This is a genomic window from Glaciecola sp. 2405UD65-10 (genome assembly GCF_048820975.1).
In the GTDB taxonomy this organism is placed as follows: Bacteria; Pseudomonadota; Gammaproteobacteria; order Enterobacterales; family Alteromonadaceae; genus Glaciecola.
On the sequence record NZ_JBMEUF010000003.1, the window covers coordinates 88,303 to 107,032 of the forward strand.

15 protein-coding genes are annotated in these 18,730 nt (G+C 36.8%); 9 read left to right on the plus strand and 6 right to left on the minus strand.

Annotated features, from left to right (window positions below):
- Window positions 1-119: 119 nt before the first annotated feature.
- On the minus strand, window positions 120-2,060 hold the full coding sequence (locus tag ACOI22_RS15635; protein ID WP_420673069.1) for an EAL domain-containing protein: 1,941 nt from the start codon (window positions 2,058-2,060) through the stop codon (window positions 120-122).
- Window positions 2,061-2,169: 109 nt separating this feature from the next.
- On the minus strand, window positions 2,170-2,823 hold the full coding sequence (locus ACOI22_RS15640; RefSeq protein ID WP_420673070.1) for a transglutaminase-like cysteine peptidase: 654 nt from the start codon (window positions 2,821-2,823) through the stop codon (window positions 2,170-2,172).
- A gap of 235 nt (window positions 2,824-3,058) precedes the next feature.
- Between ACOI22_RS15640 and ACOI22_RS15645 the strand changes: the two genes are divergently transcribed.
- From ACOI22_RS15645 to ACOI22_RS15665, 5 genes are read left to right on the plus strand one after another with little or no spacing between them, the layout of a single operon-like run.
- A complete protein-coding gene (locus ACOI22_RS15645) occupies window positions 3,059-3,901 on the plus strand; it encodes a glycosyltransferase (RefSeq protein WP_420673071.1) in 843 nt (280 codons plus the stop codon).
- Window positions 3,902-3,951: 50 nt separating this feature from the next.
- Window positions 3,952-5,166, plus strand: coding sequence for a glycosyltransferase family 4 protein (locus tag ACOI22_RS15650; RefSeq protein WP_420673072.1), 1,215 nt, complete (start codon window positions 3,952-3,954; stop codon window positions 5,164-5,166).
- Entirely contained in the window at window positions 5,163-6,365 is a 1,203-nt protein-coding gene (locus ACOI22_RS15655; protein WP_420673073.1) for a glycosyltransferase family 2 protein, read from the plus strand. The genes ACOI22_RS15650 and ACOI22_RS15655 overlap by 4 nt, the downstream gene beginning before the upstream one ends.
- Window positions 6,346-7,065, plus strand: a complete 720-nt coding sequence (locus ACOI22_RS15660; RefSeq protein WP_420673074.1) for a WecB/TagA/CpsF family glycosyltransferase — start codon at window positions 6,346-6,348, stop codon at window positions 7,063-7,065. The genes ACOI22_RS15655 and ACOI22_RS15660 overlap by 20 nt, the downstream gene beginning before the upstream one ends.
- A gap of 22 nt (window positions 7,066-7,087) precedes the next feature.
- Window positions 7,088-9,064 carry a hypothetical protein gene (locus ACOI22_RS15665; protein WP_420673075.1) on the plus strand — a complete coding sequence of 659 codons (1,977 nt, stop codon included), beginning with the start codon at window positions 7,088-7,090 and terminating at the stop codon, window positions 9,062-9,064.
- Between the two features lie 19 nt (window positions 9,065-9,083).
- Here the strand turns inward: ACOI22_RS15665 and ACOI22_RS15670 are convergent, their stop codons facing one another.
- From ACOI22_RS15670 to ACOI22_RS15685, 4 genes are all read right to left on the minus strand, one after another.
- A complete protein-coding gene (locus tag ACOI22_RS15670; protein ID WP_420673076.1) occupies window positions 9,084-10,118 on the minus strand; it encodes an acyltransferase family protein in 1,035 nt (344 codons plus the stop codon).
- Window positions 10,119-10,252: 134 nt separating this feature from the next.
- Window positions 10,253-11,296: an acyltransferase family protein gene (locus ACOI22_RS15675; RefSeq protein WP_420673077.1), complete on the minus strand. Its 1,044-nt coding sequence runs from the start codon at window positions 11,294-11,296 to the stop codon at window positions 10,253-10,255.
- Between the two features lie 42 nt (window positions 11,297-11,338).
- Window positions 11,339-12,343 carry an O-antigen ligase family protein gene (locus tag ACOI22_RS15680; protein ID WP_420673078.1) on the minus strand — a complete coding sequence of 335 codons (1,005 nt, stop codon included), beginning with the start codon at window positions 12,341-12,343 and terminating at the stop codon, window positions 11,339-11,341.
- A 256-nt stretch (window positions 12,344-12,599) separates the two neighbouring features.
- Window positions 12,600-13,538, minus strand: a complete 939-nt coding sequence (locus ACOI22_RS15685; protein ID WP_420673079.1) for a capsular polysaccharide synthesis protein — start codon at window positions 13,536-13,538, stop codon at window positions 12,600-12,602.
- A 365-nt stretch (window positions 13,539-13,903) separates the two neighbouring features.
- On the opposite strand from ACOI22_RS15685, the gene ACOI22_RS15690 reads away from it, so the two are divergent.
- From ACOI22_RS15690 to ACOI22_RS15705, 4 genes are all read left to right on the plus strand, one after another.
- On the plus strand, window positions 13,904-14,884 hold the full coding sequence (locus tag ACOI22_RS15690; protein WP_420673080.1) for an acyltransferase family protein: 981 nt from the start codon (window positions 13,904-13,906) through the stop codon (window positions 14,882-14,884).
- A 266-nt stretch (window positions 14,885-15,150) separates the two neighbouring features.
- Window positions 15,151-16,140, plus strand: a complete 990-nt coding sequence (locus ACOI22_RS15695; RefSeq protein ID WP_420673081.1) for a glycosyltransferase family 2 protein — start codon at window positions 15,151-15,153, stop codon at window positions 16,138-16,140.
- A 243-nt stretch (window positions 16,141-16,383) separates the two neighbouring features.
- Entirely contained in the window at window positions 16,384-17,529 is a 1,146-nt protein-coding gene (locus ACOI22_RS15700; protein WP_420673082.1) for a polysaccharide pyruvyl transferase family protein, read from the plus strand.
- A 96-nt stretch (window positions 17,530-17,625) separates the two neighbouring features.
- Window positions 17,626-18,726: an NAD(P)H-binding protein gene (locus ACOI22_RS15705; protein ID WP_420673083.1), complete on the plus strand. Its 1,101-nt coding sequence runs from the start codon at window positions 17,626-17,628 to the stop codon at window positions 18,724-18,726.
- Window positions 18,727-18,730: the final 4 nt, after the last annotated feature.

Consider the following 18,730-nt stretch of genomic DNA (forward strand, 5'->3'; position numbering starts at 1 on the left):
AACTTTATACAATTGCCCATATTTTAATGGTTGTTCGCTTCTTAAGCAACTTTTTATCTTTATAAATAACAAACGCTTATTTATAAGTGCTTATAATTACCGTGCTATTAGGTTAACAACTAAGGTTTAACAACGCTTTTAGGCGGGGCTATGTAATAGCCTTGTACTAAATCAACGCCGGCTTCTAGCAGCCACGTCATCTCGCTTTCGGTTTCTACCATTTCAGCAATTACTTGTATGTTAAAACCTTTTGCAATACTAATTAATGACTGTAAAAACAATTGGTTATCAAGCTCAGTATGAATGTTACGTGTAAACCTGCCGTCTAATTTTATAAAATGCGGTTGAAGCTTACGTATATGAGTTATGCCAGCAAGTTGTGCGCCAAAGTGCTCAATAGCTATTTTAACGCCTAGCGACTTCAAGGTTTCTACGTGCTTAAGCAAATTGTTGGTATCGTGAATAAGGGCGCGTTCGGGTATTTCAAGCACTAGCTTGGTGCTTAATGAACCTACATTGTGCAGTTGAGTTGTAAACCATTGCATAAACTCGGCATCAAATAACGACATACGTGACACATTTAAACCTACATCGTGTTCGGCATCTACCAAGTGCTCAAGCAAGTTTTTCACAATGAGTTTATCTATGCTTTGGGCATAATCTAAGCGAATACTGGCCGGTATAAGTTGTGCCATAGGGGCACTCGCGCTGTTTTTTTCACTGGGTAAGCGGGCAAACCACTCGCTGTAAGCTAATTCGTTGTTTTTATTTACAATATCTTGGCTGGCAAAGTCAGCTGTGCCTTCACTTAAAATATGTTGAATTTTATTGCGCCATGTTTCATTACTGTGGCTTACAGTCAAACTGCTCGCAAAGGCCCATTTTTGTTCGTTTGTATTGGCAACCGCTAGGGCGCTGTCAGCTTTTTCTAATATATCAACGGCACTTGAACCAACGCTAAACTCAGCTACGCCAATGTGCGCCATCCCGTTTTTATGCTCGGTTTTTTCTTGGCGTTTGTAGCCTTCACTTAGTTCTTTCACTAATAATTTAATTTGGGCTTCGTTAGAATATTCTACCCAAATGGCAAAATCAGCGCCTGCAATACGGTATAAGGCAAAATCAGGTAAGTGCTTAGCCGCAACAGTATTGGCTATAGTACACACGCTGCGCAGGTAGGTGTCACCTAATTCACCGCCTTGTTCTTTATGTACCGCGGCCAAGCTACTGGCGCGCACAATAAGAAGGTGGCCGTTGGGGTGGTCAACTTCATTGCGTAAGGTTCGCTCTACTGCTAATTCAAAGGCTCGGCGGTTTCCTACTTGGGTGAGTTGGTCAGAATAGGCAAACAAGCGATACTTTTCTGACTGCTCGCCTAAGTGTTTAAACATACTCTGTAGTTTTTCGCTCATTACATTAATAGCTAGCACAATGCTTTTTAATTCGCGGGTTTTGGGAATATGTTGAATAGGCGCAAATTGCTTTTGAGTAATGGCTTCGGTGTGTTCAATTACCGTGTTAATAGGTTCGCTAATTACGCGCTTAACTAGTACCCATACAAACACTAAAGCCAGTAAAAATACGGCTAGCGCAACCCAAAAGCCACTCACCGCATTATTCCATAGTTGCGAGTAAGCAAAACCCGGGTGCGTTACCACAACTAAATTGCCATAACGGTTCCAGCCGTCAGTAATTTCACTTGATGCAGCCGGCGCTTTAATACTAAACACATTACTAAACCATGCTGGTACGCTTTCAAGTTCTTCCGGATTAATGCGGGTAACAAGTGCGTTTCCGTTTAGGTCTTGCAGTTCAATTGACAAATAATACCCACGATCAAAAATTGCGTTTGTCATGGTTTCAATAATGGGGAGGTCTTCAGTGTTGCCCACATAGGGAGTTATAGACAAACCCAAAGAGGTGGCGGTGTCTTGTGCGTGCGAGCTAAGTTGTTGCTCAATAAAGTACCGTGTGTTGTTTACATTGGTATATAGGGTGCCTGCAAATACCAGAAATAACACACAGAAAAAGCCAAAGCCGAGTTGTTTCGATAATGTCATGCTATTGCCTTATTAACTTTGTTATTTAAAAATTGCCAAATACACGCAGTGCAAGGCCTATGTATTTGCTTTATATACAAGTTTACCCATTTATTCGTTAGTTTATACATTAAAAACCTTCTTTCATACGGTTTAATACATCTAGCCATAATTTATTATTATTGCCTGACTGCATTTGCCTGCCGCGCCCTTGCGCTTTGGCTAGCCAAAGGCCTTCACCATTAAAGCTATATACAGGAATAAGATCACGGCGTTTTGAAGCGGGTAAAATTCGCTTGTTTATGTTGTCAAGCACCAAGGGGACTGAGGTAGGCGTTTCGTAATATGCCAACACCATATGCGCTTGGCGAGTAGGGCGAGTAGCCGTTACGTACATAAGCCTAAGTTTTGCGTCGGGTACACCTAGTTCAAGTAGGGTTACGTATTTGGCTATGGTGAAGTCTTCGCAGTCACCCGCGTTGGTGCCTAAAAACTCAAGGGGCGTGGCCCAGTAGTCTTTTTTGCCCCAGTGGGCTTGGTCACTTTTAAATTCTATATTGTTAAAAAAGCGATTGGTTTCAAACAGTTGGTCTTCAATACTTTGGTTTGTGTTACTGGTAATTAATTGCTGCCAGTTGCGGGTGCGTTCAACAGCGCTGTTTTGGTATTTGCTGCGCATAAAATTAAATAGGGCGTCGTTAAATACCACTTGTGAATAAGCAACAGGCAATAGGCTAAATAGTATAAACCACACCAACAATTGTTTTGTTTTGTGTTTTAGCATTAGCGCGAAAGAAGCCCGTAAAAAAAGAGTATTATTAAGTAATCGCGCTATTGTCATTAAACCTTAGTTATTTAATTATAATATTTACTAATAATTGGTTTATTTAAATTAGCTTATTCTGAAACAACCTTACAAAAGTAGCTAAAACAAAATTAAATCTTAAGCCTTAAATTATTCTGGTATTATACTTGCTGAGTTAAGGTACCCATTGTTGGCGAAGGAAAAAGGAAGCAATTTGTTAGTTACCGTTTATATAACAACTTATAATCGTAGAGAGTTCTTAGAAAGAGCTATTAACTCGGTTTTGAATCAAACCCACACAAATTTAGAACTAATAGTTGCTGATGACGGCTCTACCGACGGTTCGCAACAATACCTACAAGAACTTCAAAATAATGGTGTGTTAACCGCAGTACTTAATACTACAGGTGCATCACGGGGTGCTTGCTTTGGCCGAAACAAAGCAATTGAATTAGCCAAAGGCGAATTTATAACCGGATTAGACGATGATGACTATTTTGAACCTTGGCGAGTGGCCAAATTTATTGAACGCTGGCAAGCATTAACACATGAGCAAGTAACTTTTTCAGCGCTGTTTGATAGCGTAGTCGAGCACAGAAAAGACGGAAAAGTGGCTTGCTATGATACTCCGGTTGTTTCTTACCAAACCTTGCGCACAGGCAATTTTGTTGGTAATCAAGTTTTCTCAACAACGGCACGATTTCGTGAAGTAAACGGCTTTGACGAAAAAATGCCTGCCCTGCAAGACTGGGACACATGGCTAAGGTTGTCAGACAAATTTGGTGATATGGTCAACATAAACACTTGTTCTTACATACAAATTCAAGATCATGGCGGCACACGTATAACTGACAAACCAGTAGAGAAAATTCGCTATGCGTTTGAACGCATTATGGGTAAGTTAGCGCCATTAACCTTTAAAGAAAAATCAAGATTGCTATTTATAATGTACGGGTACCATCAAATGAATATTAAATTTAATGAGGTAGTCTATTTAATTTTAGGTGGGCATGTAAGGCGCTTGGCACAAGCGGTAAAGCGCGCACTACTTAGATAATAATGATTCAAGGCTGAATTTGCCTGTAGAAGTAAATTTTAAGGAAAAAAATGATAATTACTTATTTTGTAAATCATTACCCCAAGGTTAGCCACACCTTTATTCGCCGCGAAATACAAGCGTTAGAATCGCAAGGTGTAACGGTAAACCGAATTGCCATTCATGCTGATGAAATACATGATGCAAACAACCCTGATTACGCTGAAATTCCAAAAACAAAATACATATTAGAGCCAAACTTGAGTGTGCTAATTAAAGCGTTCGGAAAGCTTTTAGTATCAGACTTTGGCAAAGTGCTTTCGGGCTTAGGGCTGTGCTTTAAAATGGCCAGAGTTTCTGACAGGTCAGCACTTAAGAATCTAGTTTACTTCTTAGAAGGCCTTCGTTTAGCGCAATTGTGTAGGGCAAACGGTTCTGAGCATATTCATGCGCACTTTGGTACTAACTCAACTGACGTAGTTATGTACTGCTCACACATTACGGGCATTCCTTATAGTTTTACCGTACATGGCCCTGAAGAATTTGATAGGCCGTTGTCTATAAACTTGGGTGAAAAAATTAACCGCTCAAGTATGGTGTTTGCCATTACTAAATTTTGTAAAAGCCAATTACAACGTTGGGTAATGCATGACCAGTGGTCAAAAGTAAGAATTATTAAATGTGGTTTAGATGAAAGCTTTTTTGATGAAAGTTTGGCTATAAGGCCGTTAGACAAAACCCAAGTAAAAGCGCTATTTATTGGTAGGCTTTGCGAGCAAAAAGGGCCATTAGTGTTAATGGAAGCTTTAAATGCGCTGCGCAACAAAGGTGTTAATTTGCACGTAACGTTTGTGGGTGATGGCGAATTGCGTGAAGAAATTGAGCGATACTCCGCGCAGCACAAACTAAATGATTCAATAACAATTACGGGCTGGGTCGATTCACCTAAAATTCGTGAGTTACTGCTACAGAGTGACGTAATGGTATTACCTAGCTTTGCTGAAGGCTTACCCGTTGCCATTATGGAAGCTATGGCAAGCAAGGTTCCTGTTGTTTCAACAAGAATTGCAGGCATTCCTGAGCTAGTAGTAAACGATGATACTGGCTTTATAGTTTCACCCGGATGCCACGAAGAACTCGCGCACGCCATTGAACGATTCATTGATTTAGACGAAAACGAACGCCAAGCCCTAATTGAACGAGCTTATCAAGCGGTTTACAAAGAGCATAATGCCAGCGAAGAAGGCAAAAAAATAAAAGCGTTTATTGAAGAGTCGTTAATATGATTATTAGCACCTTAGAAATAATATTAGCTTGCATATTGGGGGCCCTTTCAACTCTTTTGTGTATTGAATTGCTGCTTGGTGCTTTGTTTTTTTCACAAAAGCAAAAAAAACAAAGCAAAACAACATCAGTTGCCAATGTAATTTTGATACCCGCGCACAACGAGGCGCAGGTAATTGAGAAAACCTTAATTAATTTAAAAGAAAATATTAGCCCGCAAGATACAATAGTAGTAGTGGCTGATAATTGTTCTGACAACACAAACCAATTATGTGAAGCACATGGTGCAACGGTGCTTGAACGGTTTTCAGATACAGAGAAAGGAAAAGGCTATGCCCTTGATTACGGTACAAAGTGGATATTAAACAATTTAAAGTTTGATAACTTAATTTTGTTTGATGCCGATTGTGTTTTCACACCAGGCAGTTATGACCAGCTGGTGTTAAGCGTAACAAGCAGTAATAAAATTTGCCAGTCAGTTTACTTAATGCAGGCTAATGAAGGCAACACAAAAGCTAAAATTGGCGAGTTTACCTGGTGGCTAAAAAATGCAATAAGAGCTACTGGCTTAAACATGTTACATATTGGCTGCCATATTCAAGGTTCGGGTATTGCTTTCCCTAAAGCAAGTTTAGCTTCCGTTGATTTTGCTTCGGGCTCAATTGTTGAAGATCTTGAATTGGGTTTAAAGTTAAGTATTAATAAAAATAGAGTGTTATTTTGTGCAAACTCCACTGTATTAAGCACTTTTCCTGAAAATGAAGAGGGCTTAAACGAACAGCGTAAAAGGTGGGAGCACGGTCATTTAGATACAGTCATGAAGTCACCTCAATTTATATTCAAAGCAATTGAGAAAAGAACGCCTAGGGCAATTTTATTAATATTAGATGCTACCATTCCACCGTTGTTCGCATATTTAAGCTTGTTAGTTGGCTTGTTAGGCCTTGGGTTTGTATTAAGCTTTTTTGACCATTACATTTTGTTCAATGCGATGCTAACTAACCTTTTTGCTCTTGTCTTTTCCTTAATAGTAATTTGGTTAATTAAAGGCCGGCAAATACTCCAGATTGGCGACATTCCTAAAATAATGCAGTTTGTTAGAGATAAATTTAGTATTTATTTTTCATTTGCAACAAGTAAACAAACCACTTGGGTTAAAACCACCAGAGACGAAAATAAAGATGAAAAAAATAAAGACTAATCTTGTTGAATTTCACGACTTAACATTAGAAGAAAGCGCTGAATGGGTGGCAAACAACTCAATTGAAGATGGTTTTAAATATGTTGTAACGCCCAACGTTGATCATTTGGCGCGGCTTTTAGATAACACAACTGACTTAATGCCTATTTATGAGTCAGCCGATTTATGCCTATGCGACAGCCGAATATTAAAAATAATGTTTCATAAAAAAGGGTATCCGTTGGAGTCGGTAGTGCCGGGTAGTGACTTAACCGCAACATTGTTTAGCAAAGGCTATTTAGAAAACAAGAAAACACTGGTGTTTGGTGGTGACAACGAAATTTTTAACACATTAAAAGGTAGAAACCCTACGCTAGATTTACATCATATTAATCCTTCAATGGGCTTTATTAAGCGTGCTAATGAGGTAGAAGCATTAATAGATGAAGTTAAGCAGCTAAATCCTGACGTACTATTTTTGGCTGTTGGGTCACCGCAACAAGAAAAATTTGCCTACGCCCTGCAAACAAAGCTAAACCATGGTGTTGCACTTTGTATTGGCGCATCTATATTGTTTATAACGGGGGAAGAAAAACGTGCCCCTGTTATTTTCCAAAAATTGCATATAGAGTGGCTATTTCGAATGATAGTAGCGCCAAGATTAATAAAACGTTATTGGCAAAACTTTTTAACCTTAGGGCGTTTGTACAAGTCAATTTAAGTAAACAAGGCGCACTAATTATATGGCCCACAGCTTCTTAAAGTTCTTATTAACCTTACTTACTTTGCTAGCCTTATGTGGTTCAAATAAGGTAATGAGTGCAGATGCCAAAAAGCCCGAGGCCATAGTGTGGGGTGGTGGTGGAGCTTATACTAGCGTTCAGGAATACAAAGGCGATTTGTATTTGTCGTCTGACGTGGCTGGCGTTTGGAAGCAGGTAAGCGGAAGCTGGCAGCCTTATGTAAAAGGCTTGAGTAACTATAACGTAACTTCTTTAGCCATTTTTAATAATTTACTTTTTGCCATAACCACTAACGAGTTACTTTATAGCAATGGTGATGGGAACTGGATAACAGCGAATATTTCGCTAAACACATATAGGGGGGTTACTGACTCCCCTTACGCAATATCAGGTGATGGAAGTTTACTGTGTATTGCTGGTAGAAAAGCGCATATTGACTGCATTAATAAACAATTAGAGCACAACAGGATTAATACTCAGGGTGAAGTAATAACAGGCGTGTGGTTTTCAAATACGGCAAACCAACAGCTTCATTATTATTCAGGCAACAAACTCTTTCTATTAGATGTAAGTACTCAAAAAAGCAAACTGCTTCATACTTTTAACAACAAAGTGGTGAGCATGTTTGAAGTAAACAGCCGCAAATTACTAGCCACTAGTAAAAGTGTATTTGAACTTAATAATTTAGACGCCCCCATTTACAAAGTTCATTTTTCAAAAATAATAACTGCGTTTGCAGCAAAAATTGATTCGCAAAATAGAGTGTTTTTAAGCTTAGGTAAAAATAAGTGGAACACTTCGCTTAGGCAATATACGTTTGTTGACGAAGAATTTAGTGATGAACTAAAAATAAAGCCGAGTTTTGATACAACTTTGCCCCACAGAAGCACTCAAGCAAGCCTCACCAAGTTTTTAGGTATTAATCAAGCCTTTGGTAGCATTTACCTAACTGACTACTGGGGGGTGTTTGAGTTAAGCCTAGGCGCAAAGGCCGATTTGCTTGAGGTATCAAACAATGCGTACAACCTAGTAAGCACTGATTTAGTAATAGGAAATGAGCATATATACATTAGCGCCATGGACACTGGCGTGTTCAAAATAGCTAAACAAGCTGATGAAAATGGGAATAGGGAAATTGAAGCTATAAGTTCAAAACATGTAAAGGGACATGCGTGGTCAATGCTTTATGCAAACAATACCTTAAATGCGGTTATAGCACCGTGGAACAGCGCAAATGATCACCTATTTACATACTCAGAATTAGATAACACTTCACAGAGTACAGCATTAAATTCTTATAAAAGCAGGAAAGCTCGCGGTACTTTTTGGGGGCAAGCCTACGCTCGAAAACTAGCGTATTTTCATGGGATAGTTTCGTTTCGTGATGGACACAACGGCGGACTACTACTTTATGAGGCTGATGAAAAAGAAAGCTTTAGCTTTGGTGAATTTAACAAGGTGTATAAGGCGGTAGAAGAGTTTAAAGGTAAGCTTTATGCAGCAACCTGCGAATGGCCTGCCACAGTTATGGTATTTGGGGCAAACGCTGAGGCCGAGTACACTATAAGGTTGCCTAAGTCATTTTGCGCTTACACCTCATATAAACATAAAGATGATTTGTACTTTTTGGGCTCAGAGAAAAAACGCTCAGTAATATATAAGTTGAAGGGGCGCCGTGTAAGAAAGGTGTTTTCAACAGATGTAGGGAGCGCTTTTTATGCCATGGGTATAAACCCATACAATAATGACCAAATTATTGCAGCCACTATTACCTTTTCAAATAAAGCCACAAGCGGCATTTTTGTTTCTAATGACGGTGGGAATAACTTTATTGACCATAGCTGCTTGCTGACTCATAAAAATGGCGTGGTGGCTGTAAAGTTAGATGAAACTGATAGTACAGCCTATATTCTGCATAAAGTAGGCGGGCTTATTCAGGTCCCTTTAGAAACGTTATTTGATGGAAATAGTTGTTAGTACCTTAACAATGCCCGATTTAATCGGGCTTAATATTTAATGATTTTCTAGTTAAAGGAGTAAGGTATTTGCTTATTAGTGCTGAAAAAACAAACGGAATTTTTAGTTTGTTAATGATTGTAAGTGCGAGTAAAGGCAGCAATACGCCTGTAAAACATCCAATAACTAAGTGAGTTATTGCAGAATCAACAGACAGCACCTTACTTAAGATGATTCTAGCACCACTACCAACGAGTATATGCATCAAATATATAGCCATTGAAGAAGCGCCTACATACGCAAACAAGCGGTTAGGTGATTTTGCCATTGCGATTGATAAAGAAACGATAAAAAATATTGATATGATAGCTAAAAGAAGGGTATCAACTCCTTTGTTTTCATATAACTTACCTAAGTAGCCATGAAATAAAAATTGAGCCAAAATAAAGCTTATCATAGTTATTAATAGAGCAGCATTGGATGATAATTTTTTGCTAGCGTTGTACCTTGTAAAAACAATGCCCAAAGAAAAGAACACTAAGTTATTTGTTATAAAAGGAAATAGTTTAACTTCTACTGACAAAGAGCTTGCTAAATATAATACGCACGAGCCTGCGAGAACCAAACTAGCACGTTTCTCCGAAACAACAGTGAAGATAATAGAGCTGACAATGAATACAAGAAATAATGCATAAAGAAACCAGAAGTGAGCCCTAGGCTCCCATAAAGAAAATACCTCTATGAATGTTACATTCCCATTTGTATAATTTGACAGTGCAACCTCAACGGAGCCTTGCAATATTGACCAAATCAAATATGGATATATTATAGTATCGACTTTATTAAAGGTTAGCTTAACGCCGCCTTTTTTCGTAAATGAACTATAAAAAAAGAGTCCAGATAAAAAGAAAAATAATGGCATGTGAAAACTGTAAACAATACTGTCTGCTAATGTATATGCGTTTTCAGGTATGCTAATTCCAGCGTTAAATAACCCTCGGGCGACATGGCCATAAACAACTAGGATAATCCCTATAGCTTTTGCATAATCTACCCAATCTGTTCTGCTTTGCATTTACTTCCTTTTAAAATTCGGTTAATTATGTTCGTATCAAGTATATTTACACTCAATTAGGGTAAATAATTTTTAAAGCTAGGTTGCTTTATAGCTAAATTTAAATCAGTGTTGCTCACCCTACATCAATACTGTTACTTCTTACTTGCTTTATGTTTATCCCAAGCTTTAATGCCGAAGTAACTTAGTAAGCATATAATTATTAGGAATAGGGCTTCGAGTATTGCTCCCCCTCCGAAAAACGCCGCGATAGGAACGCACGCAAAAAATGTGTAGTGAACAACGTACGACACCAAGGTGTTACGTCCTAACAAGCTAAGTATATTATTAATAAATGATGGTGTTTTACTGCTAAGCAGTGCAACCAAAGTAATTACTATAAAAACTTCCCCTAAATAAAATATCATGTAACCCGGGTGAGGTGGTGCCTTGAAGTCGGCTCTTGATAATGCCGGCCATATTTCGGTTGTTAGGCTGTTTAATAGCGCAAAACCAGCCATAAAACAAATTAGCCCCAAAACTAAGCCGAACACCAGAAAACGATTTCTGTCTAAAGTATTTAAAAAATGCTTTGAAACTAACATAGCTGTAGCAACAACTATTAAGAATGGGAAAAAGGCGTAAATATCAAAAAACAAAAAACGCATTGCATTGCTGCTAGAGCGGTCAACATAGTTAGAACCAATGTAAACCGCAATAAAGTAAATAACTAACCAAAATGCAACGTACAACACTATATTGAATCGTTTCAAAAAGACAACATTTAAAGGTGCAAGAAGAAAAGCAAAAAAGTAAAATATTAGTATTTCGCCGCCAGGCGCAAATTTTTCAAACAGCAATATACTTATTAAATTATCTGCTACATGTGGGTAATGAAATGCCAATATAATAACAATAATTTCCCTTGCACATAGGATATACAGCATACGTTTAAAAACATTATGCTTGTAATAATTTAGAAGGCCATTGCGCTCTATTTTCTTTGATGCCGTTATATAAAAAGCGAGTCCGAAGGTAAACATAAAGAAAGGAGTAGCCAGTCTTAACAAGCCATAAAATACGTCTAGGGTGTGTGCAGAAATGAAGCTTCTGGATTCGAGCCCGCCAACATAATGCATTGCCACTAATAAAAGTACTGCTAAGCCTCTGCTTGCATCTAGCCAACCTATTCGATTCATTTTTCGTCCTTGCTATTATTAAATTTAGTTATTTATTGCTAGTTATACCACTGCTTTTTTATGTTCATTTGCGCGCTCTACTTTGTTATAGGCGAGAAACGCGCCAATAAAGAACCAGAAGTACCAGTTGTAAATTAGATAATCGAATACATTGTCAGAGTAATGTATTAAACAATAGGAAAGAAACAGAGCAAACACGATAATATTTCCACCTGCAAGATTTCGCAGACGCCATAATCGAATAAATGTTGGAACTAAAAGCCAAATAAGAGCAGCAAATCCAAGGGCACCAAGCTCAAATAAAAATTGAACATATGTGTTGTGTGCACCATTACCTACCTCAGTTTCAATTAAAAAGAAGGCGCCAGAATAATAGGTAAAGCTCTCGGTACCAAATCCCCATATTGGGCTGTCCCAATATTTAATCATAGCATTAGCCCAAATTATTTTTCGCCAAGCGTACGAGTTTAACTGTTCATAGTCATCAAGGAACGCATCTGGGTCATTTCCTTCAAACAAGTCAAAAACTCGATCTTGTATACTAGGTATACAGAGGGCTACAGCAGCAGCAATGGCCAAATAAACTAAATATTTCTTGTCTTTAAATAAGCCATATACAAGCACTAATAAAGCAACGGCAGCCCAAGCTGACCGTGTTTTAGTGCCCAAAATGCAAACCAAGCTAAACAGTAATACCATCCAACATTGTTTTCGGAACAATTGTTCATTATTGAACAATTCATTCTTAATAGCGTAGAAACATACGCTGACAACTGTAAGCAGGTAAAATGCAAATACATTGGGGTGGCTGAATGTTGAAAACAGGCGGAACCCGTTTCTATTTGTGCTACTTTCTGGAAACGCTATATCATAAGATACCGCAAGCAAGGGTAGAAATGATGAATATACTATTATTTTAATGCATTCTTTATAATCATACTTTGTTTTAATAAAATGAAATGGAAACAAAAAAACTGCCACGTATGTAATCATCACCAAAAAGCTTCGAAAGCCTTTCATAGGGTAAGGCGAATAAAATACCGCCACTAGCATAATTGCTAATAGAGGTAGCCATTGAATTGATGCAGAGTTTAACTTGAAGTTAAAGTGTTTAAGTAGCGCTAACAAAACTACTAGCATAAATATGTTGGGTAACGCACCTAAGCTTAAGCCACCAACGTTTAGTACTGCAAATACAGGATCTAATACTGGCCTTATAAAAAGTAATATCATCAATAAGGGACTGTATAAGTACAAACGGGGTAATTTAGACATTTCTTATGTGTTCTCTATTGCTTTCATTCTAACTCTGTAATTGGTTATTAGCCAATTCAGTTGGCAACTTTGAATTCAATACATGTGACAAATAAGTATGTTCACGCAAATTATTAGTGTTTGAACGCCAATTTAGCTTAAATAACTTAGTGTTTTGTACAACATTTTTAAATGTAAATTCATTATACTCAGTTGCCCTGTTACGCTCTAAAAAGTAAATATCGGGGTTGTTAACGGGGAGGGCATTAATATCTTGTTTCACGCAAGGTATGTTTTCGTAAGCTAAAGATATTAAATAGTCCATTAGAAAATAATCGATTAATGAATCATATTTTTCAAAATATTGATTTAGTGAATCAGACAAAAATTCAAACAAAGGATGGTTTTGTCTTCCACCAATACAAAATACTGACCAAGCACCATTAGACACGAACTCTGATGTTTGCCCATGCTTTACTGTATAAAGTTTGCCAAACATTTCATTGGTTAAATCAGATGCTAAAAGTATTGTAGCGTCTAACCACAATCCACCATGTTTTTTAAGCAATTCAACCCTTAATATATCGGAAAATTGTTGAATTGGTATTGAACCGGCTTCAAATTTTGACTTAATAGTAGGTGATAAAGAAACAAATTCTGTAAAGTTCGTTTTATCGATAATATTAACATTCTTTTCACCAACATTCTCTTTAACAGACTCTAAACATTTATTGCAAATTGCAGGCATATTTTCTACGCCGTCCCACCAAAAATACCACACCTTGTTTGAAGGTTTTGCTGTACTAAATGTTTTGTAGTTGTCAAAGTTTAGTTCAAGCATATTTAACAAAGCTTCTTTAACTGCTTTATGCTTTTGCCTAACTACAAAACGTTGCAGAAACTCTAGTTTATACTTAGAGCGGTAGTTGAACAAAAACTTCCAAAACAAAGCTTTAAATCCGAAAGATTTTAATTTGTGTAAATTCATAACCTACGCTCCATTCTTACAACATTCCAAAGTGATTTTACTAGCCAGAGAGTAATTCTACTAAAGTCCACTTAAGATAGTAAGTGAAACCACGCTTTTGTCAAAAAAATTTAATTGTATAAAAATAGCGTTGTAACCCTCCCCTAAAAGGGGAATTAGAACCTAGCGGTAATTCGAGCAAAATTTTTATGTTCTATAGAGCTTGTTTTATTCCAGCTCATAGATACTTTTTAACTATTTTGTTGCTATAATCATTAGTACTATAAGTAATCAATTCTTTTAAACATATAATAAATGTTTATATTTAGCGGTTGTATCACTACTTCTGTTTATATCCGGAATTCAACCTACAATGGAGACATGACGTGGATGCACGCAGAGTAACTGAGTTAGATGGCTTGCGCGGGATTGCAGCGATAGCTGTTGTTTTATATCATTACTTTTATTACTACGATGTTCTTTACTCTCACTCTTTTACCATCCCTGAAGCTTTTCGGTTTGGTATGTTTGGGGTACATTTGTTTTTTATGATAAGCGGATTCGTTATATTTTGGAGCATTTCGAGTTCAAATAAAGTTAGTGACTTTATCAAATCAAGGTTTAAGCGGCTTTACCCTACATTTTGGGCTGCCGCTATACTTACTTTTGTAGTATTGAGTATGTTTCCGCTTCCCAATGTAACATTAGACGCAGTAACATTACTGGTCAATTTAAGTATGCTGCATCAATACTTTGGCTTTAAACACATTGACGGTGTTTATTGGACACTTACTTTGGAGCTCAGTTTTTACTTTTGGATAGTATGCATTGTTATAGTTAATCAATTAAAGCGTATTGACCAAATTTTAATAGTTTGGCTTGTGGTTTCAATATCGCTAGCTTATTCAAATTTTGAAGTAGATAGATTAGTTTCTATATTTTTTCTTCTCGATTATATTTCTTTTTTCGCGGCTGGTATCTGTTTTTACAAATTAAAAAATAAAATACACAATAATTATACGTTAGCACTTATGTTGTTAACTATATTTGCGATATTTCAAGGATATTCATTAAAACAGGCTTTGGGATTAACTTTTTTCTATGTCGTTTTCTTTTTAATCATTAAAGGGAAGGCAATACTTTTAAATCACAAGGTTTTAGTTTATTTCGGTTCAATCTCTTATGCACTTTATTTAATACACCAAAATATTGGTTATGTAATAATTAGTAAGTTTTACGAGTATAAGTACGATCCTTTTTGGGGAATAGCTGTTGCAATAATTATTTCCATTGTTTTAGCACATGCATTATGCCGCTGGGTCGAAAAACCTAGTGCACTATATTTGAAAAAATTGTTTGCGAAATAGCGATAGTTTTACATTTGACAACACCAATGATACCTATCATTTTGTTGGCGTTACTTTATGGCAGTTGCAGCCATATATTTATGCTCAAGCTAAGAAAACAGCCGTCACAAAAGGGTAGTAAATAGTCTCTATACTCCATATACTTGTACTCATTGTCCAATATCACTTATCAGACAATGAAAAAAGCTTTAAAAAACAATAAATATACCAGAAAGCATCATAGCGTATTCAAATAACAACTGCGCCAATCAAGAGAACAATTATTCATGACTAGTACCCACATTGTTTCCGGCTTTACCGTCAGTGCCGTAATCCCAATGTACAATGGTGAACAATTTATAGCGTTAGCTATAGCCTCAATTCTTGCGCAAACACACCCTGTAAATGAGATAATTGTAATAGATGATGGCTCGACCGACAACGGCGTTAGCATAGTAAACGATTTAGCGAACAGCGGTGCGGTGCCAATTAAAATCTATAAGCAATCAAACACAGGAGTGTCGGGTGCGCGAAACCTCGGTTTAATTAAAAGCTCATGTGACCTAATTGCGTTTTTAGATGTGGACGACACATGGGCGCCGACGAAAATTGAGACTCAAATAGCTGTTTATAAACAACGCAATGATGCCACTTTGTTTACGTTTACCGATTATTATATTGATGATGAGTTAGAGAAGGCTCGAAAGTTTGTAAACAGCAAAAATAAGAAGTTTCTGGAAAATAGCTATGGTAAAAAAGAATTTCAAATAGCGTTTATTCAAGAAAACTTTGTTGGAACAGCTTCTACGGTGATTTTTAATAGAGAATTAGCTCTTAAAATTAATGGATTTAATATTCATATGAATCACTCAGAGGACTTTGACTTTATATTAAGGTATTCAAACTACGCCGACGTAGTGTGTGTAAATCAAGCTTTAGCCACAAAAGTCTTTCACGGTGATAATTTAACAGGTGACTTATTTTTGCATTACTGGAGCCATATGTTTGCTTTGCAAAATAATATCATTTTTAATTCAAAGTATACTAGATACAACTATTCAAAAGACGTTGTAAATGAAATGAGGTATTCCTACGACGAATATTTAATTCGTTATTGTAATGAAGTATTTGAAAAGTCTTCGCTTAACGGAATTAAAGAGTATTTCCTGTCAATTTCAAAATTGAAGAGCGGAAAAGGCGCTTGGCGTTTTTCAATGGCCTTTGGTCGAAAATTACTTAGATTTATAACAGCAGGGTATATCAAAAGAAAATGGTAGCGTTTTTAGTTAGACTTACTAAGCAATAGGCGTTTAGTACGATAAAGGCGATTCATTTTGCATAATGAAAATTTGTTTAATTAGTTTGGTGAGTTGTCGTATACTGTTATTGGCGCATTAGGTAAGTCATTAGGTTTACAAAAAGATGGATTGAACAAACTTATTAGTGTGCTAGCAGTTCTTGATTATTCGCAAACAATAACCCACCACTTCTGATAATCTTAATAAATAGAGAGAACACTTGTGATTAAAAAAAACATCGCCACATTGACGTTACCCCTCACGAATAATTATGGGGGTATTCTTCAAGCCTTTGCACTACAAGAAACGCTATTACAGTTGGGGCATGAAACGATGTTGATTAATATTAAGTCGCCAACGCATTCCAATTTAAAAAAACGATTGGAACATATGAAGCAGCGAGTTCGTAATATTATTAAAAACACGCCAGTTTTTGAGCCTGATTTCACAAGTGAATCTGATAAGACATACATAAATCGCCACGTTCAGCAGTTTATAGATAAATACATAGCAACCACTAAAGAAGTATCGCCATATTTTAAATTTGATGACTTAAACCAATATAAGTTTGAAAGTTTTGTAGTTGGTAGTGATCAAGTTTGGAGGCCTGATTACTCTTTTTATTTAGCTAATTATTTCTTTGAATTTTTAGAAAATGTACCAGCTGTTAAAAAATTATCATACGCTGCCTCATTTGGCGTCGAAAATTGGAAGTTGACTGAGGATGAAACGTCTAAATGCAAACAACTTATCAAGTCTTTTGATGCTGTTTCAGTTCGAGAAGTAGCGGCAGCATCGTTATGTGAAAAGCACTTAGCCACCAATGCGACTATGGTTTTAGACCCAACTTTACTTGTTCCAAAAGAGACATATTGTGAATTAGTTGAAAAAGCGTCGTTAGACAAACCAAAAGGAAATTTGTTTTGTTACATTTTAGACCGTTCAGAGGAAAATGAAGCCTTCGAAAAGGATGTGGCGAAATCTTTAAATGCTCAAGCATTTGGAGTGATGCCGCGCAAAGATTTGAAAAACCTAGCGCAACACAATGTTGAGGAATTTGTTTTTCCACCTATTGAAGAGTGGCTTAACGGCTTTATCCATGCAGATTTTGTAATTACTGACTCATTTCACGGTACCGTTTTCGCTATTCTTTTTAATAAACCCTTTTTATCGATAGGAAATACTAAGCGAGGCCTTTCAAGATTTTCTTCCTTGCTTGACAATTTCAAACTTAACGAACGACTAATATTGGAACCTAAGAAATTTGAAGTGCAAAAACTTACTGATGAAATAAATTGGGAATATGTTAATAACAGGCTTGTTCAAGAACGAGAACGCTCTTTAGCTTTCTTAAGTGATAATGTATAAGCTCGTTAACTGTAAGTAAGAAAAAAATTTTGTAGTTTTAAGGTCCATGGATGGGAACATCAAAGTGGAACAATTAAATAAAGGGATAAATAAAATATGAATGTTCTACTTTTAGGCGGCACGGGCGCTATGGGAGTGCCTTTAAGTAAAATTTTATTAAAAAAAGGATTTTCGGTTTACGTAACTTCACGTAAACAAAATGGGCCTATATCAGGCATTGAATATTTGCAAGGAAATGCCCAAGACGACGGTTTTTTTTATGAAGTTTTAGAACGAAAGTGGGATGTTATTATAGACTTTATGGCATATCCTTCTGCACAGTTTTCAAAAAGAATGCCGAGCATACTCGATGCAACACAACAATACATCTTTATAAGCTCGGCACGCGTCTATTCTGAATCCTTAACTCCTATTACTGAAGAAACACCCCGCTTATTGGAAACAACAACCGACAGCGTTTACTTGAATACAGATGAATATGCTTTATCAAAAGCAAGGCAGGAAAATTCGCTGCGTGATTCTGGTAAAAACAACTGGACGATAATTCGGCCGAGTATTACATTCAACGAATCGCGCTTGCAATTGGGTGTATTGGAAAAAGAATCGTGGCTGTACCGAGCTTTAAAAGGCCGAAGCATTGTCTTTTCAGAAGATATTGCCAATAAGGTAACGGCAATGACTCATGGCGATGATGTTTCTATTGGGATAGCGAATATTGTTGGAGAACAAAAAGCCTTAGGTGAGGCGTTTCATATAACCTCAGAAGAAGCGATAACTTGGCAAGAGGTATTAAATATTTATCTTCAGGTACTCTACGAAGAGTTAGGAACAGAACCTAAGGTTATAATGACAGAAAAATCACTAAATCTTAATATAAATAAATACCAAGTCATTTATAGCCGCTACTTTAATCGTAGGTTTGACAATAAAAAAATAAAGCCGTTTGTTGATATCGACTCATTTCAGAAAACTGAAGAAGCGATAAGGGCTTGTTTAAAGACATTTTTAAATGACAAAGCGTTTAATCCTATTAATTGGAGGTTGGAGGCAATGAACGATAAAGCTTCTCGCGAATTCACTCCTTTAGAGGAAATACCAAGCTTACACGATAAAATAGTCTATTTAGCTGAGCGATTTAGTGTGACTTTTGCTTTAGAATTTGCTTATAAAGTCAATCGTTTCTTACGGAACAAATAGCGTT

Coding starts and splice junctions, on each gene's coding strand:
- ACOI22_RS15675 (WP_420673077.1), bottom strand. CDS start 11,296: ATGAATCGAATAGGTTGGCTAGATGCAAGCAGAGGCTTAGCAGTACTT.
- ACOI22_RS15660 (WP_420673074.1), top strand. CDS start 6,346: ATGAAAAAAATAAAGACTAATCTTGTTGAATTTCACGACTTAACATTA.
- ACOI22_RS15705 (WP_420673083.1), top strand. CDS start 17,626: ATGAATGTTCTACTTTTAGGCGGCACGGGCGCTATGGGAGTGCCTTTA.
- ACOI22_RS15695 (WP_420673081.1), top strand. CDS start 15,151: ATGACTAGTACCCACATTGTTTCCGGCTTTACCGTCAGTGCCGTAATC.
- ACOI22_RS15655 (WP_420673073.1), top strand. CDS start 5,163: ATGATTATTAGCACCTTAGAAATAATATTAGCTTGCATATTGGGGGCC.
- ACOI22_RS15665 (WP_420673075.1), top strand. CDS start 7,088: ATGGCCCACAGCTTCTTAAAGTTCTTATTAACCTTACTTACTTTGCTA.
- ACOI22_RS15635 (WP_420673069.1), bottom strand. CDS start 2,060: ATGACATTATCGAAACAACTCGGCTTTGGCTTTTTCTGTGTGTTATTT.
- ACOI22_RS15640 (WP_420673070.1), bottom strand. CDS start 2,823: ATGCTAAAACACAAAACAAAACAATTGTTGGTGTGGTTTATACTATTT.
- ACOI22_RS15650 (WP_420673072.1), top strand. CDS start 3,952: ATGATAATTACTTATTTTGTAAATCATTACCCCAAGGTTAGCCACACC.
- ACOI22_RS15685 (WP_420673079.1), bottom strand. CDS start 13,538: ATGAATTTACACAAATTAAAATCTTTCGGATTTAAAGCTTTGTTTTGG.
- ACOI22_RS15670 (WP_420673076.1), bottom strand. CDS start 10,118: ATGCAAAGCAGAACAGATTGGGTAGATTATGCAAAAGCTATAGGGATT.